Source organism: Kribbella steppae (genome assembly GCF_004342025.1).
GTDB classification, from domain to species: Bacteria; Actinomycetota; Actinomycetes; order Propionibacteriales; family Kribbellaceae; genus Kribbella; species Kribbella steppae.
In genome coordinates this window covers 454946-480602 of record NZ_SLWN01000007.1, presented here as the reverse complement: position 1 = coordinate 480602, position 25657 = coordinate 454946, and the positions used below count along the sequence as shown (strand labels likewise).

The following is a 25657-nucleotide window of genomic DNA, read 5'->3' as shown; positions in this document are numbered from 1 at the left end:
CCGCGAAGCAAGACGCCTGGCACCGTGTGGTGGTGACGTTTCAGATCCTTCACGGTTGCCAAGTATGCGCTCGTCTCTCCCGCCGAACGTAGTGGCTTCTTGGCGCGCCAAGAGGTGCCACCGCGAGCTTGCCGACGTTGCGTCCAGAGGCGTGATCCTGCTCCGTCCCTGCTCCGTGGATTGCTGCCAAACGATGGTCAATGGCGCGAGCGGACGAGTGACTGTCGGGGAATGAGGGCGGACCGGACACGAGTCCGGTCCGCCGTCGATTACACCGTGGGGATGGCGTCCTTGTGCTTGGACAGCCAGTCGGTGAAGGACTGGAGGGCCGGGTTCAACTCCCGCACCTTGTCGAGGTTGCGGTCGCCGGTGGAGCGTTCGTGGTCTTCGGCGTAGAACTGGAACATGTTGCTGAACTCGGTGGCCAGGGGGAAGGGGAGGGCTCGGTACTCGTCCCAGGGCAGCGGGCGATAGGCGACCTTCTCGCCGAGGGCCCCGGTCAGGGCGGCGGCGTACTCCGAGCCGGTCAAGTGGTCGCCGGCGATGCTGATCGTGGTGCCGATCAGGTCAGGCCGGGTGAAGACGGCGAGGGCGGTCCGGCCGATGTCGTCGGAGGCGATGCCGGACAGCGGCTTGTCGGCCATCGGCATGGTGATGGCGAGGGTGCCGTCGGTGTCGCGCGTCGGCTCCATCCCACCGATGAAGGCGTCGAAGTAGAACGTCGTACGGAGGTTGGTCGTCGGTACGCCGTACTGCGTGAAGAGGGCATCGGCTTCGCCCTTGGCGTCGAAGTGGGGGACCTTGTAGCGGCCGTCGTCCAGGCTGGGTACGTCGTCCCGGTCGCCGAAGAACGGGCGGGTGTCCTCGAGGGTCGACCAGATCAGGTGCTGGACGCCGGCGTCGCGAGCGGCCCGGGCGGCGGTCTCGGCCTGGGCCAGTTCCATCTCCGCGGCTGTCCGCGCGGCCTCTTCCTCGGGGGTCCGCGGCGCCCAGTAGTTCGTCACCACGAAAGCGCCGTACACGCCCTCGAAGGCGGCCCGCACACTCGCCTCGTCGTCCAGGTCGGCCGCGACCACCTCGGCACCAGCCGCCGCGAGTGCCTGGGACTTGGCGGACTCCGGGCTCCGGGTCAGCGCGCGGACGGCGAACGCCTCGGACGGATCCTCCAGGATTGCCCGGACCAGCCCACCGCCCTGCGCTCCGGTGGCTCCGACGACCGCGATCAGCTTCTTCTCACTCATATCCGCGAACTCCTTGGGTTGATGTGTCAACTCCGCCGATCGTAGCTCGCTAGGTTGATGTGTCAACCCCGTCCGGTAGGATGGGGGCGTGGCAAAGGGACCGTGGCTCGACGACGACGAGCAGACCGCGTGGCGCAGCTATCTGCTGATGAACAAAACGCTGACGACGCACCTGGAGCGTCACCTGCAGCGTGAGTTCGGCATGTCCAACTCGGATTTCGAGATCCTGGTCAACCTGTCCGAGTCGGAGTCCGGCCGGATGCGCGCGTTCGAGCTCGGCCGGGCGACGCAGTGGGAGAAGAGCCGGATGTCGCACCACCTGAGCCGGATGGAGAAGCGCGGCCTCATCCGCAAGGAAGCCTGCGACTCCCGCTACCCCGAGATCGTCATCACCGACGAGGGGCTGGCCGCGATCAAGGCCTGCGCGCCGGCGCACGCCGCCAGGGTCCGCGAGTTCTTCGTCGACGTCCTCGGCCCGGATCGGATGGTCGCCCTCGGTGAGGCGTCCGACGAGATCGTCGACACCATCGGCAAACACTGCGAGTCCAACTGCCCCCCAGAGGTCAGCGGCCTGCTGACCTGAGAGGACCTCTCAGAGAGCTCTCAGCAGAACTTGATGGTGGCTTGAGGTTCTCTTGGAGTGCGGCTGAGGAGCCTCCCGGGAGGCTTACGGCCATGGTCACCACAGATGCGTTCGACGAGTCCCACTCTCCCCGCCGGCGCTGGTTGCGCCGGGCCTCGGCGGCTGCGATCGCGACGGCGATCCTCGGCATCGGCGGCACCGGCCTGTCCGTCGCCGTCGTGTCCGCCCGTCAGTCCGACTCCGGCAGCACCGGTACGACGGCCAGCTCCACCAGCTCCGACGACTCGGGCTCCAGCAGCAGCTCCGGCAACTCGAGCAGTTCGAGCAGCTCAGGCAGCAGCGGCTCCAGCTCGGACGACTCGAGCAGCAGCGGACTCGGGTCGGCGTCGTCGGGCTCCACGTCGCAGGGTGGGAGCAACGGATCATGACCGCATCCCGCACCTGGACCGCGTGGAGCTGCACGGTCCGGCTGACGGTCGACGACCCGGCCGTCCTCGGCGCCGCCTGCGGTGAGCTGAAGGCGTTGATGGACCGGGTCGACAAGGCCGCCAGCCGGTTCCGGCCGGACTCCGAGCTGTCGGTCGTGAACTCCCGGGCAGATGCGATGGTCCCGGTGTCGCGGCTGCTGGTCGACCTGGTCGACGTCAGCCTGGTGGCCGCGTCCATGAGCGGCGGCGCGGTCGACCCGACGGTCGGCGCCGCGGTGATCGCGGCCGGCTACAACGACGACATCGAGCGGGTACGACGGCGCTTCCCGCAGCCGGCCGAGGAGCTGAAGCCGATCCCGGGCTGGGAGCAGGTCCGACTCAACCGGAAGCTCGCGCTGCTCGGCGTACCGCAGGACTCTGCTCTCGACCTCGGGGCGATCGCCAAGGCGTGGACCGCGGACCGGGCCGCCCTGGTGCTCAGCAAGCGGTACGGCTGTGCTGTGCTCGTCGAGATCGGCGGCGACCTGCGCGCTGCCGGTGAGCCGGCCGAGCCATGGATCATCACGGTCGCTGAACGCGCCGGCGATCCCGGAGTGCTCGTCACCCTGGCTCACGGTGGCCTGACTACGTCGACGAGGACAGTACGGCGTTGGGAGACTCCGGACGGCTCCGCTCACCACCTGATCGACCCGCGGACCGGTAAGCCCGCGGACGGGCCTTGGCGGACCGCATCGGTCTGGGCGCCGACCGCCGTACGAGCGAACACCTTCAGTACGGCGCTCGTCGCGACAGGCGAAGCGGCGGTCGGGCGGCTGACGCTGGCCGGCCACCCGGCCAGGCTGGTGGCGGACGACGGTGAGGTCACTGAGCTGGCGGGCTGGCCCGCTGCGAGCAGGGCCGCCTGATGACGCTGTGGTACCTGGCCCGCGCGGCCGGAGTCGTCGCCATGGTCATGTTCACGGTGTCGGCCTCGCTCGGCATCCTCACGTCGGGCAGTCGCAAGCCCGAGCGGCGCTTCTGGCTGCAGTACGTCCACCGCTCGGCTGCTGCCACCGGTCTGGTCCTGCTGATCACCCATGTAGTCGCGGTGATCTCTGACAGCTATGTAGCCATCAGTCCGACGGTTCTGGTCTGGCCATTCGGCGCGGGCTATCGACCCGTCGCCATGGCGGTCGGCACGCTCGCCCTCTACGGGCTCGTCCTGGCCGCTGTCGTCGGAGCCGCCCGCGGTCGGCTGGCCACGTCCGAAGCCTTCACCAAGCACTGGCGCACGATCCACATCGCCGCCTCGGCCGGCTGGCTGCTGTCCATCGGGCACGCGCTGCTGGCCGGTACGGACCGCGGTACGCCGTGGATGCTCGCCATCACCATCGGCTGCCTGGCCGCAGTCGCCGCAGCGGGTGCCTACCGGGTCCGCAGTCAGGCAGCACGCGCCAGTACGCCGCTCAACCTCGCACGAGCCGGGAGGACCCGATGACGATGTTGCAAGCGGCCAGAGTCGAGCTGAGGGTCATCGGTGAGCCGAGGCTGCTGGCCGGACTCGACCAAGGCCGGGCTGACCGGCAGCGACACCTCTTTACTCATGGAGCCCAGCCGGACCTGACCCGGGCGGACTACACCAAGCTGACCGAGGCCGTGGGATTGAGAGGACGCGGTGGCGCGGCCTTCCCGGTCGCACTCAAGCTTGCCGACCTGCCGGCCAAGGGCATCGAAGCCGTGGTCGTCAACGGGTCCGAAAGCGAGCCGGTGAGCCGCAAGGATCGACTGCTCCTCACGCTCGCGCCACACCTCGTCCTGGACGGTGCCACCGGGCTGGCCCGGGCGCTTGGCGCTCCGCACGTGCTGATCGCCGTACATGATGCCGAAGCCGCCACGTCCATCCGTGAGGCGCTGATGGAGCGGGACGACGGTCTGGCGATCGAGGTCAGTGACACTCCCGGCCGTTTCGTCGCCGGCGAGGCTCGTGCGGTGTTGAGCGTGCTCGAAGGTGGTCCCGCCGTACCGCCGGGTCGGAGGGTGTTGCCGACGCGGAAGGGGTATCACCGGCGCCCGACGTTCCTGTCGAATGTGGAGACGTTCGCGCAGCTCGCCGTACTGGCTCGGCTGGGGTCGAAGCGGTTCAGCAGTACCGGACTGATCAGTGAGCCAGGGACGCAGTTGCTGACCGTCGATGGCGCGGTGCAGCGGCCCGGTGTGATCGAGACGCCGATCGGCGTACCGCTGGAGGCTGTCATGCAGTTCTCCGGGGCTGAGGCCGGTCCGGTGCTGCTCGGTGGGTACCACGGCCGGTGGCTGCCGCACAGCGGCGGCGTGGTCCTGAAGCGACCGGATGTGTCCGCGGGGATCATCCTGGCGCTCGGTACGGAGACCTGCCCGCTTGGTGAGGTGCACCGGGTCTCGCAGTGGCTGGCAAGCCAGTCGGCTGGGCAGTGCGGACCATGCGTGTTCGGACTCGCCTCACTGGTCGACGACTTCGACAGGCTCGTGAAGGGCGACCCGTCCGGCTGGCACGACGCCGAGCGGCATCTGGGACTGGTCCCAGGGCGGGGAGCGTGCGCACACCCCGACGGCTCGGCGCGGTTCCTCGCATCGGCGCTGGAGGTGTTCGGCGAGGACGTCCGGCTGCACCTCGCCGGCAGTGGCTGCGGGCGCCAGGTCAAGGGCGTCCTACCGGTACCCGGAGGTGCATGGTGAATACAGCAAACAAGGTGGAGATCGACTGGACCCGGTGTGATGGGCACGGTCTGTGCGCGACTCTGTTGCCGGACGACGTGGCCCTTGACGAGTGGGGTTTTCCCGTCCTCCGGGGCCGTGAGATCACCGCCGGTGAGCTACCGCATGCGCGCCGCGCAGTGCTGGCTTGCCCCGCCCTGGCATTGCGTCTTGATCCACCTGTTGAACGTGATTGATCAGGCTCCGGACAGGCTCGTCCCGACATCACACCAGTGACCGAGGTGGACTAGTCTCTGAGTGACGGCACAATGTCGTGCGGTCCGGTGCGAACGGCGCCGATGTCACGCGTTGGAGACGGTGGGGAATGCAGAGCAAGCTGGACGTCCAGAAGGCGGAAGTGCTCGCCAAGGCGGTGGCTGCGGGATCACATGGGCACGACAAGTCGATCGATCCGGCCAAGCTGAGAACGTTCCTCGAGCGGTACTACCGCCATGTCGCCGCCGAGGACGTCGCCGAGCGGGAGCCGACCGACTGCCTGGGCGCCGCGAAGCACCACTACAAGTCCGCGACGTCGCGGCCGCAGGGCACCGCGAAGGTGCACGTCTTCACCCCGACCCCGGAGGACCACGGCTGGTCGGCGAACGGCCGGACCGTGGTGGAGATCGTCGTCGACGACATGCCGTTCCTGGTGGACAGCGCGTCGATGGTGATCAACGAGCACAACCTCGAGCTGCAGCTGCTGGTGCACCCGCAGTTCGTTGTCCGGCGGGACGTCGCCGGCACGCTCCAGGAGGTCCTGGACGACACCGCCACCTCGGACGAGCACGACCTGGTCCGGGAGAGCTGGATGCACCTGGAGATCGAGCGGATCTCCGACGTCGCCGAGCAGCGCGCTCTGGAGGAGGAGCTGCAGCGGGTGCTGCACGACGTGCGGGTGGCGGTCGAGGACTGGCCGAAGATGCACGAGCGAGCCGTCACCATCGCCGACGGGCTGGACGCCTCCAAGCTGCCGGTGAGCGAGCACGAGGTCGAGGAGGCCCGCGAGCTGCTCGAGTGGCTCGCCGACGAGCACTTCACCTTCCTCGGCTACCGCGAGTACGACTTCACCATGGAGGGCGAGCAGGGCATCCTCCGCGGCCGGCCGGGGTCCGGCCTGGGCATTCTCCGGGCCGACCCGAAGCCGAACTCGGGCAAGCTGCCGCCTGAGGTGAGCGCGAAGGCGCAGGAGCGCAAGCTGCTCATCCTGACCAAGGCGAACTCGCGCTCCACCGTGCACCGGTCGGCGTACCTGGACTACGTCGGCATCAAGCAGTTCGACGAGAACGGCGAGCCGATCGCGGAGTCCCGCTTCATCGGTCTGTTGTCGTCGACGGCGTACACCGAGAGCGTCATGCAGGTGCCGGTGCTGCGGCGCAAGGCGCTGGAGCTGTTCCGGCTGACCGGCTTCGACCCGAACAGCCACAGTGGCAAGGGCCTGCTCGACGTACTGGAGACCTACCCGCGCGACGAGCTGCTGCAGGCGCCGGTGGAGGACCTGCTGCCGATCGTGCAGTCCGTGCTGCACATGCAGGAGCGTCGCGCCGTCAAGCTGTTCGTACGACGTGACGTCTACAACCGCTACCTGTCGTGCCTGGTGTATCTGCCGCGTGACCGCTACACCACCGCGGTCCGGTTGAAGATGCAGCAGATCCTCAAGGACGCCATCGGCGCCGAGACCGTCACCTACGCCGCCTACGTGACCGAGTCCGTGCTCGCCCGCGTCCACTTCGTCGTCCGGATGAAGCAGGGCGAGACCGTCGGTGAGTACGACGCCGAGCTGCTCGAGCAGAAGGTGGTCGAGGCGACCCGGGCCTGGGCCGACGACTTCACCGCCGCACTGCACGCCAAGGGCGGCGACGGCGCGGTCACACAGCTGGCCCGCAAGTACGCCGACGCGTTCCCGGAGGCGTACAAAGAGGACTTCGACGCCCGCGTCGCGGTCAACGACGTCAACGTGCTGGAGAGCCTGCCGCCGGAGAACGGCCTGGCCATGTCGCTCTACAGCCCGATCGACGAGGAGTGGGAGGGCGAGCGGCGCTTCAAGGTCTACCGGACCGGTTCCGCGCTGTCGCTGTCGCAGGTGCTGCCGCACCTGACCCACATGGGCGTCGAGGTGATCGACGAGCGCCCGTACGAGATCCGGTCCGGCGACGCGACGGCGTACATCTACGACTTCGGGCTCAAGGTGCCGACCGACACCGAGGAACGTCCCGAGCTGCGCAAGCTGTTCTCGGACACGTTCCAGGCGGTCTGGGAGGGCCGGGCCGAGTCCGACAAGCTGAACGCGCTGGTCCTGCGTGGCAACCTCAGCTGGCGGCAGGTGTCGATCCTGCGCGCCTACCGGAAGTACATCCGACAGGGCGGTACTCCGTTCAGCCAGAACTACATCGAGAACACCTTCCTGAACCACGTGGACGTGGCCGGCCTGCTGGTCCAGTTGTTCGAGACCAGCTTCGACCCGGCCCGCGGTGCCGCGGACGATCCGGACCGGCGGACGCTGGCGGGCCAACTGGAGAAGGAGATCCTGGCCGCGCTGGACACGGTGAAGAGCCTGGACGAGGACCGGATCCTGCGGTCCTACCTGACCGTGATCAAGGCGACGCTGCGGACGAACTACTTCCAGCCGGCCGTCGCCGACGGTTCGCCGCGGCCGTACATCTCGTTGAAGCTGGAGCCGAAGGCGATCCCGGATCTGCCGCAGCCGCGGCCGGCGTACGAGATCTTCGTGTACTCGCCGCAGGTCGAAGGTGTGCACCTGCGCTTCGGTGCGGTCGCCCGCGGTGGTCTGCGCTGGTCGGACCGGCGGGAGGACTTCCGGACGGAGGTGCTCGGCCTGGTCAAGGCGCAGATGGTGAAGAACTCGGTGATCGTGCCGGTGGGTGCCAAGGGCGGGTTCTACGCCAAGCAGCTGCCAGATCCGGCGGTCGATCGGGACGCATGGATGGCCGAAGGCATCGCGTCGTACAAGACCTTCATCTCCGGGCTGCTCGACATCACCGACAACATTGTTGCCGGCGAGATCGTCGCGCCGCGGGACGTGGTCCGGTACGACGGTGACGACGCCTATCTGGTGGTGGCCGCGGACAAGGGCACCGCGACGTTCTCGGACATCGCGAACGGCGTAGCCAAGGAGTACGGGTTCTGGCTGGGTGACGCGTTCGCCTCGGGTGGCTCGGTCGGGTACGACCACAAGGCGATGGGGATCACCGCGCGCGGTGCCTGGGAGTCGGTCAAGCGGCACTTCCGCGAACTGGGGCACGACTGCCAGAACCAGGACTTCACCGTCGTCGGTGTCGGTGACATGTCCGGTGACGTGTTCGGCAACGGGATGCTGTTGTCGGAGCACATCCGGCTGGTCGCGGCGTTCGACCACCGGCACATCTTCCTCGACCCATCGCCGGATGCGGCCAAGAGCTTCGCGGAACGGCGTCGGCTGTTCGAGCTCCCGCGGTCGTCCTGGGCGGACTACGACGCGTCGCTGATCTCGGCCGGCGGCGGGGTGTTCCCGCGCACCGACAAGGCGATCCCGATCTCGGCCGAGGTGCGCGAGGCGCTCGGGATCGAGGGCGCGCCGGCGACGCTGACACCGGCCGAATTGATGAACGCGATCCTGAAGGCACCGGTCGACCTGTTCTGGAACGGCGGGATCGGCACCTATGTGAAGTCGTCGGGCGAGACGAACGCCGACGTCGGCGACAAGGCGAACGACGCGATCCGGATCAACGGCTCGGAACTGCGTGCCCGCGCGGTCGGCGAGGGCGGCAACCTCGGGTTCACCCAGCTGGGCCGGATCGAGTACGCGATGCAGGGCGGCCGGATCAACACCGATTTCATCGACAACGTGGCCGGCGTGGACACCTCCGACCACGAGGTGAACATCAAGATCCTGCTGGACAAGGTGGTCGCCGACGGCGACCTGACCGAGAAGCAGCGCAACGACATCATCGCGTCGATGACCGATGAGGTGGCCGGGCTGGTGCTGAAGAGCAACTACCGGCAGAACCTCGCGCTGGCGAACGGGACCGCGCAGGCGCCGGCTCTGATGCACGTCCATCAGGACTGGGTACGGCGGCTGGAGAAGCAAGGACTGCTGGACCGCGAGCTGGAGTTCCTGCCCAGTGTGGCGGAGTTCAAGCGACGCAAGGCCGAGGGGCGTGGGCTGAGCTCGCCTGAGCTGTCGGTGCTGCTCGCCTACACCAAGATCGTGATGGAGGCGGAGCTGCTGAAGACGTCGCTGCCGGACGACCAGTTCCTGGCGCACAAGCTGGCCAGCTACTTCCCGAAGCCGATCCAGCAACGGTTCGCCGACCAGATCCAGAGCCACCAGCTGCGCCGCGAGATCATCACCACCCAGGTCGTGAACGAGTTCGTGAACACGTCCGGGATCACGGCGTACCACCGGCTGTCGCTGGAGACCGGCGGTTCGGTCGAGGACGTCGTCCGGGCGAACCTGGCCGCCAGCAGGATCTTCCAGCAGCCCGAGTTGCTGGCTCGCAACGCCGAGCTGGACAACGTGGTCGACGCGGCGACGCAGACGCACATGCGGCTGGAGACCCGCACGCTGGTCGAGCGGGCGACCCGGTGGCTGGTCAGCAACCGACGCTCGCCGATCGACATCGAGGAACTGATCGAGTTCTTCGCACCGGGGATCGCCAAGCTCACCGCCGCGCTGCCCGACGTACTGCGGGGACGCGAGCTGGCGTTGTTCGAGCAGCGCCGGGAAACCCTGGTGAACAAGGGGGTTCCGGCCGACTTCGCGAGCCGGATCGCCGTGCTGCCACCGGCGTACGGCGGCCTCGGGATCGTCGAGACGGCGTCCCGCGACGACCTCGACATCATGGAGGTCGCCAAGGTCCACTTCGCCCTCGGCGAGCGGCTCCAGCTCGGTGCCTTCCTGGAACGCATCATCGGCTTGCCGCGGACCGACCGCTGGCAGACGATGGCCCGCGCGGCGCTGCGCGACGACCTGCACGCCGTCCACGCTCGCCTCACCGCGCAGGTGCTGGAAACCACCGACGCCTCGGCCGAGCCCGAGCAGCGCGTCATCGCCTGGCAGGACCAGAACGAGACCGCGCTGTCGCGGGCCGCGACCATGCTCGAGGAGATCGTCGAGACCGAAGGACCGGAGCTCGCGCACCTATCGGTCGGACTTCGACTCGTGCGTACCTTGCTGGCAAACCAAGCGTGAATTAACGCCTGTCCCGGGTGCGGAGGGTCTGGTCCAGCACCCATCGCTCTACCTCGCTGAGTTGCCGCCGGCCACGGCTGTCACGGTGAAGACGTACGGCGGGAGCGCTGCCGAGGTGGTTGCGGACGGTGTCCCGGAAGTCGTTTCCTGCAAGGGTTCCTGGGCATCCGTGACCAGCCAGGGTCTGGGACCTGCTCGACCCGTCGTTGCGGGTCGGGTTGTTCGTCGTACCGCTGGACGCGTCGGACTTTGCGGACGCGGTGGTTCGCTGATCAGCGTTCGGAGACGATGACGTCGACGGAGTACTGGTCGGCGCGGTAGCAGTGGTCGCCGAACTCGACCGGGGAGCCGTCGGCGGCGTACGCGGAGCGGGTCATGGTGACGAGCGGCTCGGCCTTGGACATGTGCAGGGTACGGCGCTCGTCAGCGGTCGCGTTGCGGGCGCCGATGCGCTGCCGGGCCACGGTGGGCCGGATCCCGCGCGCCCGGAGTACGGCGTACAGGCCGGTGCTGGTGAGCTCCTCCAGGCTCAGGTCGTTGAGTGCCGGAGGCAACCAGTTGCGCATGATCGCGAGCGGCATGTCGTCGGCGTACCGGAGCCGGACGATCGCGACCAGCGGGGTCCCGGGCGGCAGCTCGAGAACGGCGGCGGCGCGGTCGTCCTGGGCGTCGCAGTCGAGTGAGAGCACCTCGGTCCGCGGTGTCCGGCCTTCGCGTTCGAGGTCGTCGTACAGGCTGGTCAGCTCGGCCTTGCGATGCACCATCTGGTTCGCGACCGTGGTCCCGATCCCGCGGCGGCGGACCAGCAGGCCCTGGTTGACCAGCTCGGAGATGGCCCGGCGGACGGTCGGCCGGGACAGGTTGAGCCGGTCCGACATGCCGATCTCGTTCTCGAACGGGTCACCTGGGCGCAGTGTGCCCTCGGTGATGGCAGCGGTCAGCTGCTCGGCGAGCTGGTGGTATAGCGGTACCGGGCTCGACCGATCGAGCTGGATCGGCAAGGCGGCGGTCATGGGGCCTCCCGGCCTGGACTGAGGAGCGCAGGGAGCGAAGCGACTGTAGTGACGAGGGAAGGGCCGGAGTCAGGGCCGCATGACCCACCGCGCCGGAGGCGTGGCATCAGTGCGGTCATGAGCGGATGTTACAACAGCGAGGTATGTATGTCTCTACGTGAAAATGTGTTAACAAACTCTTGACACCTCTTCCGCGGCCCGGAAGGCTGGCGGACAACCAGCGCGCCGCCTCCGGGACCCGGCGCGCCTGTCCGGTGATCGAGGAGAGGGCTGCGGATGCGGATCGGGTTGGTCGGGGTCGGGCGGATCGGGGCGTTCCATGCCGCGACCTTGAAGGGGTTGCCGGCGGTGGACCAGGTGGTGGTCGCGGATGCCGACGCGAGCCGCGCCGAACTGGTCGCCAAGGACCTCGGGCTGGAGTACGCGCCGGACGTGGACGCGTTGCTGGCCAGCGGGCTCGACGGGTTCGTCATCGCGGCCGCGACCTCGGCGCACGCGGACCTGATCGCGGCTGGTGTCGCTGCCCGGATCCCGACGTTCTGTGAGAAGCCGGTCGCGATCGACCTGGCCGACACCCTGCGCGTGGTCGAGCTGGTCGAAGGCTCGGACGTGCCGGTGCACATCGGATTCCAGCGCCGGTTCGACGCCGGGTACCAGACGGCCGCAGCGGCGGTCCGCTCCGGCGAGCTCGGGTTCGTCCACCACATCCGGGCGAACACGAACGACGCGTTCCCGCCGGCGCAGGAGTACATCCCGACCAGCGGCGGCTTCTTCCGCGACTGCACCGTGCACGACTTCGACATCATTCGGTACGTCACCGGCCGCGAGGTCGTCAGCGTGTTCGCCACCGGCGCGAACCGCGGTGAGCGTTTCTTCGGCGAGTACGGCGACGTCGACGCGGCGGCCGCGTTGCTCACCCTGGACGACAACACGTTCGTCTCGGTCAGCGGCACTCGGTACAACGCCGCCGGCCACGACGTCCGGATGGAGCTGCTCGGCAGCCTCGGCTCGATCGCGGTCGGCCTGGACGAGCACACCGCATTGCGGTCGGCCGAAGCTGGTGTCACCTTCCCCGGCGGGCAGCCGCACACCACCTTCATGGACCGCTTCCGGCCGGCGTACGTCGCCGAACTGACCGCCTTCACCGAGGTCGTCGCCGGAACCCGCGAGGTCCCCTGCACGGTCCGGGACGCCTACCAGGCCTTCCGGATCGCCGACGCCTGCGAACTCTCCCGCCGCGAAAACCGCCTCGTCCAGCTAGGCCGTGTCTGATGGCCTCGACGAGCCGGCATGAACCCCTTCGACCACAGAGGAGACCGGCCGATGACTGACCTTGCACTCCGGATCGCGGGCGCCCCGATCTCGTGGGGTGTCTGCGAGGTCCCCGGGTGGGGCTGGCAGTACGACCCGGAGACGGTGCTCGCCGAGATGCGCGAGGTCGGTATCGCAGCGACCGAGTTCGGTCCGGACGGCTTCCTGCCCGACGACCCGGCGGAGAAGGCGAAGACCCTCGCCGACCTCGGCCTCCGCGCCGTCGGCGGTTTCGTCCCGGTCGTCCTGCACGACCCGTCGCACGACCCGGCTCCCGAGGTCGCGGCGGCCCTCGAAGGTTTCGTCGCCGCCGGTGCGACCACGTTGGTGCTCGCCGCGGCGACCGGCCAGGACGGGTACGACGACCGCCCGGTGCTCGACGAGACCGGTTGGAGCACGCTGCTCGGCAACCTGGACAAGCTGTCCGCACTGGCGGCCGAGCGCGGGGTGCTGGCCACGATCCACCCGCACGTCGGGACCATGGTGGAGAACGCCGACGACGTCGATCGGGTACTGCGGGGATCGTCGATCGGCCTCACCTTGGACACCGGCCACCTGGTGATCGGCGGTGTCGATCCGGTCGCGCTGACCGTCGAGCACACCGGCCGGATCAAGCACACGCACCTCAAGGACGTCGACGCCGAGTGGGCCGCGAAGGTCCAAGCCGGTGAGGTCTCCTACACGGACGCCGTACGCCAAGGCATGTATCGGCCGTTGGGTGCCGGTGACATCGACCTCAGCACGATCGTCGCCACCCTGGAGAACTCCGGCTACCGCGGCTGGTACGTCCTCGAGCAGGACACCGTGCTCCAGTCCCGACCCGCTGACGAAGGCCCCGTCACCGACGTCCGCACCAGCATCACCCACCTCCACACCATCGCGGAGACCCTCGTATGACCCCCGACAGCCAAACACCCCAACCGACGCCACCGGCAGCTGCTGAGAAACTCCGGCACACCCCTGTCGACGCGCCACCCGGCGGCCCCGAGGCTGTAGCCGGCAGCGCCCAGGCGGGTGCTTCGCAGGCTGGGGCGGACGAGGTTCTGACGATCGGGCGGATCGGGGTGGATCTGTATCCGTTGCAGGTGGGGACTCACCTGGAGGATGTGGAGAGCTTCGGGAAGTTCCTGGGTGGCAGCGCCACGAACGTCGCGGTGGCGGCGGCCCGGCACGGTCGGCGGTCGGCGGTGATCAGCCGGACCGGCAACGACCCGTTCGGCACCTTCATCCACCGCAGCCTGCGCGAGCTCGGTGTCGACGACCGGTTCGTGACACCGGTCGACAAGCTGCCGACGCCGATCACCTTCTGCGAGATCTTCCCGCCGGACAACTTCCCGCTGTACTTCTACCGGTTCCCCAAGGCCCCGGACCTCGAGATCTACCCGTCCGAGCTCGACCTGACCGCGATCCACGACGCGAGCATCTACTGGTCCACCGTCACCGGCCTGTCCGCCGAACCCAGCCGCTCGGCCCACTTCGTCGCCTGGGAAGCCCGCGAACGCCGCCCGCTCACCGTCCTCGACCTCGACTACCGGCCGATGTTCTGGGCTGACCCGAGTGAGGCGCACGAGCAGGTCAGCCGCGCTCTCGGGTTCTGCACGGTTGCCGTGGGCAACCGTGAGGAGTGCGAGGTGGCGGTCGGCGAGACCGATCCGGACAAGGCGGCGCAGGCGCTGCTCGACCGTGGCCTCGACCTGGCGATTGTCAAACAAGGCCCGAAGGGCACCCTGGCCCGCACCCGCGACGAGCGTGTCGAGGTCCCGCCGTTCCCGGTCGACGTGGTCAACGGCCTCGGCGCCGGCGACGGCTTCGGCGGCGCGCTCTGCCACGGACTGCTCGCGGGCTGGCCGTTGGAGAAGGTGATCCGGTTCGCCAACACCGCCGGCGCGATCGTCGCCTCCCGGCTCGAATGCTCGACCGCGATGCCTTCCGAGGCCGAGGTCCTGAGCCTGCTGGGTGAGGAAGCATGAGCGACAAGACCATCGATCTGACCGAGTTGCGGGTGCGGCAGCCGGAGCGGATCACCGAGGCCTGGCAGCAGCGGCGTCGCCGTGAACTCGTCGGTGCCGACGGTCGCCTGCTGATCGTCGCGGCCGACCACCCGGCCCGAGGTGCGCTCGGCGTGCGCGGTGACCGGATGGCGATGGCCAGCCGTCCGGCGCTGATCGACCGGCTGACGACCGCGTTGGAGCGGCCCGGCGTAGACGGCGTTCTGGCGACTCCCGACGTACTGGAAGACCTGCTGCTGCTCGGCGCGCTCGAGGGCAAGGTCGTCATCGGCTCGATGAACCGCGGCGGCCTGCAGGGCTCGGCCTTCGAACTGGACGACCGCTTCACCGCCTATCGCTCGGCCGACGAGATCGCCGCCCGCCGGCTCGACGGCGGCAAGATGCTGACCAGGATCGACCTTGCCGATCCGGGCACGGTGGCGACGCTGGAGAGCAGTGCCGCCGCGGTCACCGGGCTGGCCGAGCACAAGCTGATGGCGATGGTCGAGCCGTTCTGGTCGACGCGTACGGACGGACGGGTGACGAACCTGCTCGACCCGGACTCGGTGATCAAGTCGATCCACATCGCCGCCGGCCTCGGCGCGACCAGCGCGTACACCTGGCTCAAGCTACCGGTCGTCGACGACCTCGAGCGGGTGATGGAAGCAACCACACTGCCGACGCTGCTGCTCGGCGGTGACCCGACCGTCTCGCCCGAGGAGACGTACGCCTCGTGGGGTAAGGCGCTCAGCCTTCCGTCCGTCCGTGGTCTCGTCGTCGGCCGTGCGCTGCTCTTCCCACCCGATGGCGACGTCGCCGCAGCCGTCGACCAGGCTGCCGCTCTCGTGCACGGGGGTGTCGCATGACCCAGTGGTTCAGGCCTGCCGGTACGACGGCACGCGACGGGTTCGAGTTGATGGTGAGCCCGGGGGAGCAGGACTGGCATCACACCGGCCTGTCGATCCGCACGCTGCTGCCGGGACAGTCGGTCGAGTTCGACACAGGCGACTGCGAGTACCTGGTCCTGCCGTTGAGCGGCTCGGCCGAGGTGATCGTCGAGGGTGAAACCCTCCCGCTGGGCGGTCGCGCCGACGTGTTCGCCGGACCGACCGACCTCGCGTACGTGCCGCGTGGCACAACCGTCGCAGTCACCAGCGCCGGCGGTGCCCGCATCGCCTTCCCGCATGCGAAGGCCGCGAGCGACTACCCGTATCACCGGATCGGCGTCGAACAGGTGGAGACCGAACTCCGCGGCGCCGGCGTGTCATCCCGCCAGGTCCGCAACTTCGGTACGCCGTCCGTACTCGAGGCCGACTCGATCATCGCCTGCGAGGTTCTCACCCCGGCAGGGAACTGGTCGTCGTACCCGCCGCACAAGCACGACGAGCACAAGCCTGGTAAGGAGAGTGAGCTCGAGGAGATCTACTACTTCGAGCTGCAGCTCTCCGACGCCGCCCCGGAAGATGTCAAGGGCAACGACCCGATCGGGTACCAGCGGGTCTACGGCACCGAGGACCGCCCCATCGACGTCCTCGCGGAGGTCCGCAGTGGGGATCTGGTGCTGGTGCCTCATGGTTGGCATGGTCCGGCGATGGCGCCTCCTGGTTATGACATGTACTACCTGAACGTGATGGCCGGCCCCGGTGCCGAGCGCGAGTGGCTGATCACCGACGACCCGCAGCACGGCTGGGTCCGCGAACTCTGGTCCACCCAGGCGATCGACCCCCGCCTCCCGTTCGGAGCACCCCGATGACCGCCCCGACCGGAACACGACCGGCAGGCCCACGAGTGCGGACGAGAACGACTACAGGGATGAAGTCTCAGTTGATGGTTTGTGGAGGAGGACAGCGATGACGGTGCGTCTCACGGTCGCGCAGGCGTTGGTGCGATTCCTGAGCGTCCAGTACTCGGAGCGCGACGGCCGGCGACAGCGGCTGTTCGCCGGATGCCTGGGCATCTTCGGACACGGCAACGTGGCCGGTGTCGGCCAGGCGCTGCTGCAGGCCGAGCTCGAGGACCCGGACGCGCTGCCGTACATCCTGGCCCGCAACGAGCAGGCCATGGTGCACACCGCGTCCGCGTTCGCCCGCACCCGCGACCGGCTCCAGACCTATGCCTGCACGGCAAGCATCGGCCCGGGCTCGACCAACATGGTGACCGGCGCGGCCCTCGCCACGGTCAATCGGCTGCCTGTTCTCATCCTCCCTTCGGATGTGTTCGCGACCCGGGTGGCAACACCCGTGCTGCAGGAGCTGGAGAGCTTCGGCGCCGGCGACGTCTCCGTCAACGACGCGTTCCGCCCGGTGTCCAAGTACTTCGACCGCGTCTGGCGCCCCGAACAGTTGCCCTCGGCACTGCTCAACGCCATGCGCGTGCTGACCGACCCCGTCGAGACCGGAGCGGTGACACTGGCCCTGCCGCAGGACGTCCAGGCCGAGGCCTACGACTGGCCCGAGGAGCTCTTCACCGAGCGCACCTGGTACGTAGGAAGGCCGTTGCCCGAAGCATCAATTGTCGACAAGGCGGTAGATCTCCTACGGTCCGCGCAGCGGCCGCTGATCGTCGCCGGCGGTGGTGTGCACTACTCCGGCGCGGAGGAGGCGCTCCGCGAGTTCGCCGAGGCGACCGGCGTACCGGTCGCGGAATCCCAGGCAGGCAAGGGATCGCTGCGTTACGACCACCCGCAGTCGGTCGGTGCCGTCGGCTCGACCGGGACCACGGCAGCCAACGCCCTGGCCCGTGACGCCGACCTGGTGATCGGCATCGGCACCCGGTACGCCGACTTCACGACGGCCTCGCGGACCGCCTTCCAGAACCCTGACGTGCGGTTCGTCAATATCAACGTGGCGCGTTTCGACGGTGGCAAACATGCCGGCCTTCCTCTCGTCGCGGATGCCAGGGAAGCCCTTGTTTCGTTGCGATCCGCGGTTGGTGACTGGTCTGTGAGCGACCAGTACAGATCCTTGACCGCCATGCTCGCAACCCAGTGGGACGCGATTGTGGAAAACACCTACAACCCGCCCGCCGAGGTGACCGCGAAACTGGCCGAAGGTCTGCTGACACAGGGCGAAGTGCTCGGTGCCGTGAACGAATTGTCGGCGCCGTCTGATGTGGTGGTCTGCGCAGCCGGTTCGATGCCGGGTGACCTGCACAAACTGTGGCGGACGCGCGACCCGAAGGGATACCACGTCGAGTATGGCTACTCCTGCATGGGCTACGAGATCGCCGGCGGTATCGGCGTCCGCCTCGGCGCGCCGGACCGCGACGTGTTCGTCATGGTCGGCGACGGGTCGTACCTGATGATGTCGACCGAGCTCGTCACCGCGGTCCAGGAGAACGTGAAGGTCGTCGTCGTCCTGGTCCAGAACCACGGCTTCGCTTCGATCGGCGCGCTGTCGGAGTCGCTGGGTTCGCAGCGGTTCGGTACGGCGTACCGGCGCCGCAGCAGCGACGGACGCCTCGACGGCGACTACCTGCCGGTCGACCTGGCCGCGAATGTCCGCAGCCTCGGGGTCGACGTGATCGAGGTGCACGACCGCGCCGAGCTGGAGAAGGCGATCGGTACGGCGAAGGCCGCGGACGGACCGATCGCGATCCACGTGACGACGGACCCGTTGATCGGCGCACCGGACAGCGAGTCCTGGTGGGACGTGCCGGTCAGCGAGGTGTCTGCGCTCGACTCCACGCAGGCCGCGTCGGCGTCGTACCAGGAATCCAAGCAGAGCCAGCGGCCGTACCTGACGCCCACTGAGGGAGATCGCTGATATGGGCAAGGTCAATGTCGGCAGCGCGCCGGACTCGTGGGGCGTGTGGTTCGCCGATGATCCGCAGCAGACGCCGTGGGAGAGGTTCCTCGACGAGGTCGCAGCGGCCGGGTACACCCGGATCGAGCTCGGGCCGTACGGCTACCTGCCGACCGACCCGTCGGTGTTGAAGGAGGAGCTGGACAAGCGCGGCCTGACCATGACGGCCGGCACGATCTTCGAGCACCTGCATCGGCCGGACTCGTGGGAGTCGACCTGGCGTGACGTGTCCAAGGCCGCCGAGCTGACCGCGGCGATGGGCGCCAAGCACCTGGTCGTGATTCCGTCGATGTGGCGCGACGGGGTCACCGGCGAGATCACCGAGCCCCGGCTCGACCGCGAGGGCCAGGCCCGGCACGGCCGTCAGGTCACCGAGCTCGGCCGCCGGATCGCCGAGGAGTTCGGGTTGAAGACGCAGTACCACCCGCATGCGGACGGCCATGTGGACACCCATGAGACCGTCGAGCACTTCCTCGAGGACACCGACAGCGCGTACGTCAACCTCTGCCTCGACACGGGTCACATCAGCTACTGCGGCGGCGACAACCTGAAGCTGATCCAGGACCATCCTGACCGGATCGGGTACGTCCACCTCAAGCAGGTCGACCCCGAGATCCTGGCCGCGGTGGAGGCCGACGGGGTCGGCTTCGGCGAGGCGGTCAAGCGTGGCGTGATGTGCGAGCCGCCGACCGGAATTCCCGAGCTCCCGCCGCTCCTGGACGCGCTGGCGGGGCTCGACGTGGACCTGTTCGCGATCGTCGAACAGGACCTGTATCCGTGCCCGCCCGACGTCCCGCTGCCGATCGCGGAGCGGACGTTGGCCTATCTGAGATCCCACGGGGGTGGCGTATCGATCTGACGGCCAGCAGAGTGTGCACTCTCTGGTCCCATGCAACACCGCGGAGTAATCCCGCGGATCGTCTGAAAGGCTGGTTGTAGTCATGGTTCGGTGGCAGAAGAAGTCGGCGGCGGTGGGGGCTGCGCTCGTGCTGGTCACGGCGTTGGTCGCCTGCAGTTCGTCCGGTGGCAAGCAGGAAGAGGAGCAGAGCTCCGGCGGCTCCGGGGGCAGCGTGGCGGACACGCCGCGCATGAAGGTCGCGTTCATCACGCACGCGGCGCCTGGTGACACCTTCTGGGACCTGGTCCGCAGAGGTGCCGAGGCCGCGGCGAAGAAGGACAACGTCGAACTGCAGTACACCGGCGCGCCCGAGGGGGCGGACCAGGCCAACCTGGTGCAGACCGCGATCGACTCGAAGGTCGACGGGATCGCCGTCACCCTGGCGAAGGCCGACGCGATGCAGGCGAACGTGAAGAAAGCCGCGGACGGCGGCATTCCGGTGGTGGCGCTGAACGGCGGTATCGAAGCGTGGAAGCAGGCCGGTGCGCTCGGGTACTTCGGCCAGGACGAGCGGATCGCGGGCCAGGCGGCCGGTGACAAGCTGACCCAGCTGGGTGCGAAGAAGGCTGTCTGCGTGATCCAGGAACAGGGCCACGTCGGGCTCGAGGCCCGGTGCCAGGGTGTGAAGGACAAGTTCCCGAACTCCGAGAAGATCTACATCACCGGCACCGACATGCCGGGCAGCACCACGACCATGACGTCGAAGCTGCAGCAGGACAAGAGCATCGACTACGTCGTCACCCTGGGCGCTCCGTTCGCGCTGGCCGCGGTCCAGTCGGTCAAGGACTCGGGTTCGAGTGCCAAGGTCGGCACCTTCGACACCAACAAGGACCTGGTCGGTGCGATCAAGGACGGCCGCGTGCAATGGGCCGTCGACCAGCAGCCGTACCTGCAGGGCTACCTGGCCGTTGACAGCCTGTGGCTCTACAAGACCAACGGCAACACCATCGGCGGTGGACAGGCGACCCTGACCGGGCCGGCGTTCATCGACAAGAGCAATGTGGCCTCGGTGGAGAAGTTCGCCGCCGCCGGGACGCGCTGAGGTCCGATCATGGCTTCCACACTGACGGCGCCGACGTCGGTTGACGACCGCGTCTCGCGCCGCTCGCTCGCAGCCCGCCTGCTCAGCCGGCCCGAGGTCGGATCGTTGGTCGGCGCCGCGGTCATCCTGGTGTTCTTCCTGATCGTGGCCGAGCCGTTCCGAAGCCCGGCCAACATCGGGACAGTCCTCTACCAGGCCGCACTGATCGGCGTCATGGCCGTACCGGTCGCCCTGTTGATGATCGGCGGCGAGTTCGACCTGTCCGCCGGTGTCGCGGTGACGACGTCCGGGCTGTTCGCCGGTCTGTTCGCCTACCAGTTCAGCGTCAACGTCTGGGTGGGCATCCTGGTCGCGCTGGTGGCGGCCCTGGCTGTCGGTGCCTTCAACGGCTGGCTGCTGATGCGGACCGGGCTGCCGAGCTTCCTGGTGACGCTGGGCACCTTCTTCATCCTGCAGGGCCTGAACCTCGCGATCACCCGGCTGCTGTCCGGCCAGGTCTCCTCGAACTCGATCAGCGACATGGACGGGTTCGAGTCGGCGAAGGCGGTGTTCGCGTCGGAGTTCTCGATCGGCTCGGTCACCGTCAAGATCCTCGTCGTCTGGTGGATCCTGTTCGTGATCGCCGGCAGCTGGGTGCTGCTCAAGACGAAGATCGGCAACTGGATCTTCGCCGTCGGCGGTGACGCGGCCGCGGCCCGGGCCGTCGGTGTCCCGGTGAAGCGGGTCAAGATCGGGCTGTTCATGACGGTCGGTGCCTTCGCGTGGTTCTCCGGGATGCACCTGCTCTTCACCCAGAGCAGCGTGCAGTCCGGTGAGGGCGTCGGCAAGGAGTTCATCTACATCATCGCGGCGGTGGTCGGTGGTTGCCTGCTGACCGGCGGCTACGGGTCCGTGGTCGGATCGGCGATCGGTGCACTGATCTTCGCCATGACCCAGCTCGGTGTCGTGTACGCCGGCTGGAACGCGGACTGGTTCAAGGCGTTCCTGGGCGTGATGTTGCTCCTCGCAACGATCGTGAACCTGATGGTGAAGAGAAGGGCGGATCTGCGATGACCACCACCGACAAGTTCGCGGAAGAGGCCAGCACCAGCCCGAACACACCGGTGGTGCACCTGGAAGAGGTCGGCAAGAGCTACGGCAACGTGCATGCGTTGCGCGGGGTCTCGCTGGCCGTCCGGCAAGGTGAGATCACCTGCGTGCTGGGTGACAACGGTGCGGGCAAGTCGACGCTGATCAAGATCATCGCCGGCTTGCACGAGCACACCGACGGGGTCCTGTCGGTGAACGGCGAGGAGCGCCGGTTCAGCTCACCGCGCGAGTCGCTGGACAGCGGGATCGCCACGGTCTACCAGGACCTGGCACTGGCCCCGCTGATGTCGGTGTGGCGGAACTTCTTCCTCGGCAACGAGATCACCAAGCGCCCGTTCGGCCGGCTGGACGACCGCAAGATGAAGCGGGTCGCCGACGAGGAACTGACCAAGATGGGGATCTCGATCCCCAACCTGGAACAGCCGGTCGGCATGCTGTCGGGCGGCCAGCGGCAGTGCATCGCGATCGCCCGGGCGATCTACTTCGGCGCCAAGGTACTGATCCTGGACGAGCCGACCGCCGCACTCGGCGTGAAGCAGTCCGGGGTGGTGCTGAAGTACATCGTCAAGGCCCGCGACGCCGGCCTGGGGGTCGTGTTCATCACCCACAACCCGCACCACGCGTACCTGGTCGGCAACCACTTCGTGGTGCTCAAGCTGGGCCGGGTCGCGCTCGACACCCATCGCGCCGACATCACGCTGGCCCAGCTGACCAACGAGATGGCCGGTGGTTCGGAGCTCGAGTCGCTCAGCCACGAGTTGCGCGGTATCGACCCTGAGCTGGTTGTCGAGCCCCAAGACCGTCCAGGAGCTATTTAGTACGCCGGCGAGCGCGGGCCGGCAATCGGAGAGTCCGGCCCGCGCACACCGTCGTACGGAAGGCACGCAGAGCAGAGAGAAGGTGGAGATGCGGGACCTGAGGATCGGGATCGTCGGGGTCGGGATGATGGGTGCGGACCATGCCGAGCGGGTGGCGCGCCGGATCTCCGGTGCCCGCCTGGTCGCGGTATCCGATCCGGACACGGATCGGGCCGCCGCGCTCGCAACGAAATTCGACGAGGTCCGGGCGATCGACGACCCGCTGGCGCTGGTCGGCGCCGCCGACGTGGACGCGGTGATCATCGCGTCGCCGGGGTTCGCTCACGCCGAGCAGTTGACGGCCTGTCTCGAACACGCCAAGCCGGTGTTGTGCGAGAAACCGCTGACCATGGACGCGGAGTCGTCGTTGCGAGTGGTCGAGGCGGAGCACAAGCTCGGCAAGCAGCTGATCCAGGTCGGCTTCATGCGCCGCTTCGACCCGGAGTACGCGGCGCTGAAAGAGCTGCTCGACTCCGGTGAGCTCGGCCGGACGCTGCTGCTGCACAACGTGCATCGCAACAAGACGGTCCCGGCGACGTTCCGCAGCGAGATGATCGTGCGCGACTCGCTGGTCCACGAGGTCGACGTGGCCCGCTGGCTGTACGGCGACGAGATCGCCCGGATCACCGTGCACGCGCCGAAGCCGAGCGGCCTGGTCGGCGAGGACGTGCTGGATCCGCAGTTCGCGGTGTTCGAGATGGCGAGCGGCGCGATGGCCGACGTCGAGGTGTTCGTGAACTGCCAGGTCGGGTACGAGGTCCGGTGTGAGGCGGTCGGCGAGAAGGGCAGCGCGACCATCGGCCTGGGGGTCGACGTGCTGACCAAGCGGGCCGGACACTGGGGTGGTGCGGTGCCGGACGACTTCCGGGTCCGGTTCGCGCTCGCGTACGACCTGGAGATCCAGCGCTGGGTGAACGCGGTCGCGAAGGGCACGATCGACGGACCGGGGGCGTGGGACGGGTACGCCGCCGCCGCGGTCTGCACCGCCGGCGTGCGGTCGCTGCAGGAGGGACGTCCGGTGGAGGTGGAGATGGTTCCGAGGAGTGAGGTGCTCGGGTGAAACTCAGCCTCGACCCGTACATGTTCCGCGGTACGCCGCTGCCGGAGTTGCCGGCGTTGGTCGCCGAGCTCGGCTACGCGTGGATGGAGTTGTCGCCACGCGACGACTTCCTGCCGTTCTTCAACCACCCGAGGGTGAACGACGCGGGGGGCGCCGCCCTCAAGCGCGAGCTCGCCGCCGCGGGGGTCGGGGTCTCGTCGGTGCTGCCGCTGTACAAGTGGTCGGGGCCGGACGAGGACGAGCGGCAGGCGGCCGTCCGCTACTGGAAGCGGGCGATCCGGATCACCGCCGATCTCGGCGTCGACGTGATGAACTCCGAGTTCAACGGCCGCCCCGAGCAGGCGGCCCGGAGCGAGGCGCAGTTCTGGCGGTCGCTGGAGGAGTTGCTGCCGGTCTTCGAGGCCGAGGGGGTCCGGCTGGTGCTGGAACCGCATCCGGACGACTTCGAGGAGGACGGCAAGGCAGCGGTCGACCTGATCCGCGGGATCAACCATCCGCTGGTGAGTTTCCTGTACTGCGCGCCGCACACGTTCCACATGGGCAACGACGCCCCTGGCATCATCAGCCACGCCGGTGACCTGCTCACCAACGTGCACGTGGCCGACTCGTTCGACCACACCGGGTCGTCGGGGCTGCGCTACATCGTCAACCCGCCCGGGTCGACGGTCCGGGTGCATCAGCACCTGGACATCGGCCAGGGCGAGGTCGATTTCGACGAGCTGTTCGCCGAGCTGGCCGCGGCCGGCTTCGACGGCACCATCACCACCTGTGTCTTCGCCTGGGAGGAGCGTGCTCGGGAGTCGAGCACGTTCATGCGGGAGAAGATCACCGAGCTACTGACCAAACAAGGGATGCAGTTGTGAGTACTGAGCGAATCACCCATCTGATCGGTGGGGCCCCGTGGACCGGGGTCTCGGAGCGCACCAGCAAGGTGTACAACCCGGCGACAGGTGAGGTCACCGGCGAGCTGGACCTGGCCTCGGCGGCGACGGTCGACGAGGTGGTCAAGGTCGCCCACGACGCCTCGAAGGCGTGGGCGCAGACCTCGCTCAGCAAGCGCACCCAGGTGCTGTTCGCGTTCCGGGAGCTGGTGAACCAGCGCAAGGAGCAGATCGCCGCCCTGATCACCGCCGAGCACGGCAAGGTGCTGTCGGACGCGGTCGGTGAGGTGACCCGCGGCCTCGAGGTGATCGAGTTCGCCTGCGGCATCCCGCACCTGCTCAAGGGCGGCTTCAGCGAGGGCGTCTCGACGAAGGTCGATGTGTACTCGATTCGTCAGCCGCTCGGTGTCTGCGCGGTGATCTCGCCGTTCAACTTCCCGGCCATGGTGCCGATGTGGTTCGTCCCGATCGCCGTCGCGTGTGGCAACAGCGTGGTGATCAAGCCGTCCGAGAAGGACCCGTCCGCCGCGAACGCGATGGCCGAGCTGTGGAAGGAGGCCGGCCTGCCGGACGGTGTGGTCAACGTCGTCCACGGCGACAAGGAGGCCGTCGACCGGCTGCTGGAGCACCCTGACATCAAGTCGGTGTCGTTCGTCGGCTCGACCCCGATCGCGAAGTACGTCTACGAGAACGGCACCAAGAACGGCAAGCGCGTGCAAGCGCTCGGCGGCGCGAAGAACCACATGGTCGTGCTGCCCGACGCCGATCTGGACCTGGCCGCCGACGCCGCGGTGAACGCCGGCTTCGGCTCGGCGGGCGAGCGGTGCATGGCCATCTCCGCGCTGGTGGCGGTAGAGCCGATCGCCGACGAGCTGGTGGGCAAGATCAAGGAGCGGATGGCGACGCTGAAGACCGGCGACGGGACTCGGGGTTGCGACATGGGCCCGCTCGTCACGGGACCCCACCGTGACAAGGTCACCGGGTACGTCGCGGCCGGGGTCGAGTCCGGTGCGGAGCTTGTCGTGGACGGACGGGACGGCGAGTTCGACGGCGCCGCTGACGGGTTCTGGCTCGGGCCGACGCTGTTCGACAAGGTGACGCCGGAGATGTCGATCTACACCGACGAGATCTTCGGTCCGGTGCTGTCCGTCGTACGACTTCCCTCGTACGACGCCGCACTCGACCTGGTGAACTCCAACCCGTACGGCAACGGCACCGCGATCTTCACCAACGACGGTGGCGCGGCACGCCGGTTCCAGAACGAGGTCGAGGTCGGGATGGTCGGCATCAATGTGCCGATCCCGGTCCCGATGGCGTACTACTCGTTCGGCGGCTGGAAGAACTCCTTGTTCGGCGACACCCACGCCCACGGCATGGAAGGCGTCCACTTCTTCACCCGCGGCAAGGTGGTCACGTCCCGCTGGCTCGACCCGTCTCACGGCGGCCTGAACCTGGGCTTCCCCACCCACGACTAACCCGGGCTATTGGGGCTGCCGGGGTGTAGCGTCGAGGACAACCCCCGGGGCATGAGGAGTACCGCGGCGTACGAAGGCCGTTGGCCTG

At 68.2% G+C, this 25657-nt stretch carries 22 protein-coding genes; 19 read left to right on the top strand and 3 right to left on the bottom strand.

Going from position 1 to position 25657, the window contains the following annotated elements:
- Positions 1 to 269: 269 nt before the first annotated feature.
- On the bottom strand, positions 270 to 1241 hold the full coding sequence (locus EV652_RS22805; protein WP_132211204.1) for an NmrA/HSCARG family protein: 972 nt from the start codon (positions 1239 to 1241) through the stop codon (positions 270 to 272).
- An 88-nt stretch (positions 1242 to 1329) separates the two neighbouring features.
- Here EV652_RS22805 and EV652_RS22800 point away from each other — a divergent pair, with 88 nt between their 5' ends.
- Positions 1330 to 1824, top strand: a complete 495-nt coding sequence (locus EV652_RS22800) for a MarR family winged helix-turn-helix transcriptional regulator (protein ID WP_132211203.1) — start codon at positions 1330 to 1332, stop codon at positions 1822 to 1824.
- Between the two features lie 229 nt (positions 1825 to 2053).
- Here the strand turns inward: EV652_RS22800 and EV652_RS44110 are convergent, their stop codons facing one another.
- Positions 2054 to 2224: a hypothetical protein gene (locus EV652_RS44110; RefSeq protein WP_158441222.1), complete on the bottom strand. Its 171-nt coding sequence runs from the start codon at positions 2222 to 2224 to the stop codon at positions 2054 to 2056.
- A 24-nt stretch (positions 2225 to 2248) separates the two neighbouring features.
- On the opposite strand from EV652_RS44110, the gene EV652_RS22795 reads away from it, so the two are divergent.
- The 5 genes from EV652_RS22795 to EV652_RS22775 all read left to right on the top strand — a co-directional run bounded on the left by EV652_RS22795 (position 2249) and on the right by EV652_RS22775 (position 10152).
- Entirely contained in the window at positions 2249 to 3157 is a 909-nt protein-coding gene (locus EV652_RS22795) for an FAD:protein FMN transferase (RefSeq protein ID WP_132211202.1), read from the top strand.
- Positions 3157 to 3729: a hypothetical protein gene (locus tag EV652_RS22790; protein ID WP_132211201.1), complete on the top strand. Its 573-nt coding sequence runs from the start codon at positions 3157 to 3159 to the stop codon at positions 3727 to 3729. Before EV652_RS22795 ends, EV652_RS22790 begins: the two co-directional genes overlap by 1 nt.
- Positions 3726 to 4946 carry an NADH-ubiquinone oxidoreductase-F iron-sulfur binding region domain-containing protein gene (locus EV652_RS22785; RefSeq protein WP_132211200.1) on the top strand — a complete coding sequence of 407 codons (1221 nt, stop codon included), beginning with the start codon at positions 3726 to 3728 and terminating at the stop codon, positions 4944 to 4946. The genes EV652_RS22790 and EV652_RS22785 overlap by 4 nt, the downstream gene beginning before the upstream one ends.
- Positions 4940 to 5161: a ferredoxin gene (locus tag EV652_RS22780; RefSeq protein WP_132211199.1), complete on the top strand. Its 222-nt coding sequence runs from the start codon at positions 4940 to 4942 to the stop codon at positions 5159 to 5161. Before EV652_RS22785 ends, EV652_RS22780 begins: the two co-directional genes overlap by 7 nt.
- A 128-nt stretch (positions 5162 to 5289) precedes the next feature.
- Positions 5290 to 10152, top strand: coding sequence for an NAD-glutamate dehydrogenase (locus EV652_RS22775; protein WP_132211198.1), 4863 nt, complete (start codon positions 5290 to 5292; stop codon positions 10150 to 10152).
- Positions 10153 to 10424: 272 nt separating this feature from the next.
- Here the strand turns inward: EV652_RS22775 and EV652_RS22770 are convergent, their stop codons facing one another.
- Complete coding sequence (locus EV652_RS22770; protein ID WP_132211197.1) at positions 10425 to 11165, bottom strand: GntR family transcriptional regulator; 741 nt, start codon at positions 11163 to 11165, stop codon at positions 10425 to 10427.
- A 276-nt stretch (positions 11166 to 11441) separates the two neighbouring features.
- Between EV652_RS22770 and EV652_RS22765 the strand changes: the two genes are divergently transcribed.
- From EV652_RS22765 to EV652_RS22705, 13 genes are all read left to right on the top strand, one after another.
- Positions 11442 to 12437, top strand: a complete 996-nt coding sequence (locus EV652_RS22765) for a Gfo/Idh/MocA family protein (RefSeq protein ID WP_132211196.1) — start codon at positions 11442 to 11444, stop codon at positions 12435 to 12437.
- Between the two features lie 51 nt (positions 12438 to 12488).
- Positions 12489 to 13373 (top strand): sugar phosphate isomerase/epimerase family protein, encoded by an 885-nt coding sequence (locus EV652_RS22760; protein WP_132211195.1) that lies wholly within the window; start codon positions 12489 to 12491, stop codon positions 13371 to 13373.
- Positions 13370 to 14446, top strand: a complete 1077-nt coding sequence (gene iolC, locus EV652_RS22755; protein WP_242001931.1) for a 5-dehydro-2-deoxygluconokinase — start codon at positions 13370 to 13372, stop codon at positions 14444 to 14446. The genes EV652_RS22760 and iolC overlap by 4 nt, the downstream gene beginning before the upstream one ends.
- Positions 14443 to 15330 carry a Cgl0159 family (beta/alpha)8-fold protein gene (locus tag EV652_RS22750; protein ID WP_242001930.1) on the top strand — a complete coding sequence of 296 codons (888 nt, stop codon included), beginning with the start codon at positions 14443 to 14445 and terminating at the stop codon, positions 15328 to 15330. The genes iolC and EV652_RS22750 overlap by 4 nt, the downstream gene beginning before the upstream one ends.
- Positions 15327 to 16217, top strand: a complete 891-nt coding sequence (iolB, locus tag EV652_RS22745) for a 5-deoxy-glucuronate isomerase (RefSeq protein ID WP_132211194.1) — start codon at positions 15327 to 15329, stop codon at positions 16215 to 16217. Before EV652_RS22750 ends, iolB begins: the two co-directional genes overlap by 4 nt.
- A 97-nt stretch (positions 16218 to 16314) precedes the next feature.
- Positions 16315 to 18228 (top strand): 3D-(3,5/4)-trihydroxycyclohexane-1,2-dione acylhydrolase (decyclizing), encoded by a 1914-nt coding sequence (gene iolD / locus EV652_RS22740; RefSeq protein WP_132211193.1) that lies wholly within the window; start codon positions 16315 to 16317, stop codon positions 18226 to 18228.
- Position 18229: 1 nt separating this feature from the next.
- Positions 18230 to 19126 carry a TIM barrel protein gene (locus EV652_RS22735; protein WP_132211192.1) on the top strand — a complete coding sequence of 299 codons (897 nt, stop codon included), beginning with the start codon at positions 18230 to 18232 and terminating at the stop codon, positions 19124 to 19126.
- 82 nt (positions 19127 to 19208) lie between these two features.
- A complete protein-coding gene (locus EV652_RS22730; protein ID WP_132211191.1) occupies positions 19209 to 20207 on the top strand; it encodes a sugar ABC transporter substrate-binding protein in 999 nt (332 codons plus the stop codon).
- Positions 20208 to 20216: 9 nt separating this feature from the next.
- Positions 20217 to 21260, top strand: a complete 1044-nt coding sequence (locus EV652_RS22725; protein ID WP_132211190.1) for an ABC transporter permease — start codon at positions 20217 to 20219, stop codon at positions 21258 to 21260.
- On the top strand, positions 21257 to 22114 hold the full coding sequence (locus EV652_RS22720; protein WP_132211189.1) for an ATP-binding cassette domain-containing protein: 858 nt from the start codon (positions 21257 to 21259) through the stop codon (positions 22112 to 22114). The genes EV652_RS22725 and EV652_RS22720 overlap by 4 nt, the downstream gene beginning before the upstream one ends.
- A gap of 88 nt (positions 22115 to 22202) precedes the next feature.
- A complete protein-coding gene (locus tag EV652_RS22715) occupies positions 22203 to 23213 on the top strand; it encodes a Gfo/Idh/MocA family protein (RefSeq protein ID WP_132211188.1) in 1011 nt (336 codons plus the stop codon).
- Positions 23210 to 24076 carry a sugar phosphate isomerase/epimerase family protein gene (locus tag EV652_RS22710; protein WP_132211187.1) on the top strand — a complete coding sequence of 289 codons (867 nt, stop codon included), beginning with the start codon at positions 23210 to 23212 and terminating at the stop codon, positions 24074 to 24076. Before EV652_RS22715 ends, EV652_RS22710 begins: the two co-directional genes overlap by 4 nt.
- Positions 24073 to 25569, top strand: a complete 1497-nt coding sequence (locus EV652_RS22705; protein WP_132211186.1) for a CoA-acylating methylmalonate-semialdehyde dehydrogenase — start codon at positions 24073 to 24075, stop codon at positions 25567 to 25569. The genes EV652_RS22710 and EV652_RS22705 overlap by 4 nt, the downstream gene beginning before the upstream one ends.
- The last annotated feature ends 88 nt before the right edge of the window (positions 25570 to 25657 follow it).

Excerpts from the sequence above, each read along its gene's own strand:
- EV652_RS22805 (WP_132211204.1), bottom strand. The coding sequence starts at position 1,241 with ATGAGTGAGAAGAAGCTGATCGCGGTCGTCGGAGCCACCGGAGCGCAG.
- EV652_RS22795 (WP_132211202.1), top strand. The coding sequence starts at position 2,249 with ATGACCGCATCCCGCACCTGGACCGCGTGGAGCTGCACGGTCCGGCTG.
- EV652_RS22790 (WP_132211201.1), top strand. The coding sequence starts at position 3,157 with ATGACGCTGTGGTACCTGGCCCGCGCGGCCGGAGTCGTCGCCATGGTC.
- EV652_RS22785 (WP_132211200.1), top strand. The coding sequence starts at position 3,726 with ATGACGATGTTGCAAGCGGCCAGAGTCGAGCTGAGGGTCATCGGTGAG.
- EV652_RS22780 (WP_132211199.1), top strand. The coding sequence starts at position 4,940 with ATGGTGAATACAGCAAACAAGGTGGAGATCGACTGGACCCGGTGTGAT.
- EV652_RS22775 (WP_132211198.1), top strand. The coding sequence starts at position 5,290 with ATGCAGAGCAAGCTGGACGTCCAGAAGGCGGAAGTGCTCGCCAAGGCG.
- EV652_RS22770 (WP_132211197.1), bottom strand. The coding sequence starts at position 11,165 with ATGACCGCCGCCTTGCCGATCCAGCTCGATCGGTCGAGCCCGGTACCG.
- EV652_RS22765 (WP_132211196.1), top strand. The coding sequence starts at position 11,442 with ATGCGGATCGGGTTGGTCGGGGTCGGGCGGATCGGGGCGTTCCATGCC.
- EV652_RS22760 (WP_132211195.1), top strand. The coding sequence starts at position 12,489 with ATGACTGACCTTGCACTCCGGATCGCGGGCGCCCCGATCTCGTGGGGT.
- iolC (WP_242001931.1), top strand. The coding sequence starts at position 13,370 with ATGACCCCCGACAGCCAAACACCCCAACCGACGCCACCGGCAGCTGCT.
- EV652_RS22750 (WP_242001930.1), top strand. The coding sequence starts at position 14,443 with ATGAGCGACAAGACCATCGATCTGACCGAGTTGCGGGTGCGGCAGCCG.
- iolB (WP_132211194.1), top strand. The coding sequence starts at position 15,327 with ATGACCCAGTGGTTCAGGCCTGCCGGTACGACGGCACGCGACGGGTTC.
- iolD (WP_132211193.1), top strand. The coding sequence starts at position 16,315 with ATGACGGTGCGTCTCACGGTCGCGCAGGCGTTGGTGCGATTCCTGAGC.
- EV652_RS22735 (WP_132211192.1), top strand. The coding sequence starts at position 18,230 with ATGGGCAAGGTCAATGTCGGCAGCGCGCCGGACTCGTGGGGCGTGTGG.
- EV652_RS22730 (WP_132211191.1), top strand. The coding sequence starts at position 19,209 with ATGGTTCGGTGGCAGAAGAAGTCGGCGGCGGTGGGGGCTGCGCTCGTG.
- EV652_RS22725 (WP_132211190.1), top strand. The coding sequence starts at position 20,217 with ATGGCTTCCACACTGACGGCGCCGACGTCGGTTGACGACCGCGTCTCG.
- EV652_RS22720 (WP_132211189.1), top strand. The coding sequence starts at position 21,257 with ATGACCACCACCGACAAGTTCGCGGAAGAGGCCAGCACCAGCCCGAAC.
- EV652_RS22715 (WP_132211188.1), top strand. The coding sequence starts at position 22,203 with ATGCGGGACCTGAGGATCGGGATCGTCGGGGTCGGGATGATGGGTGCG.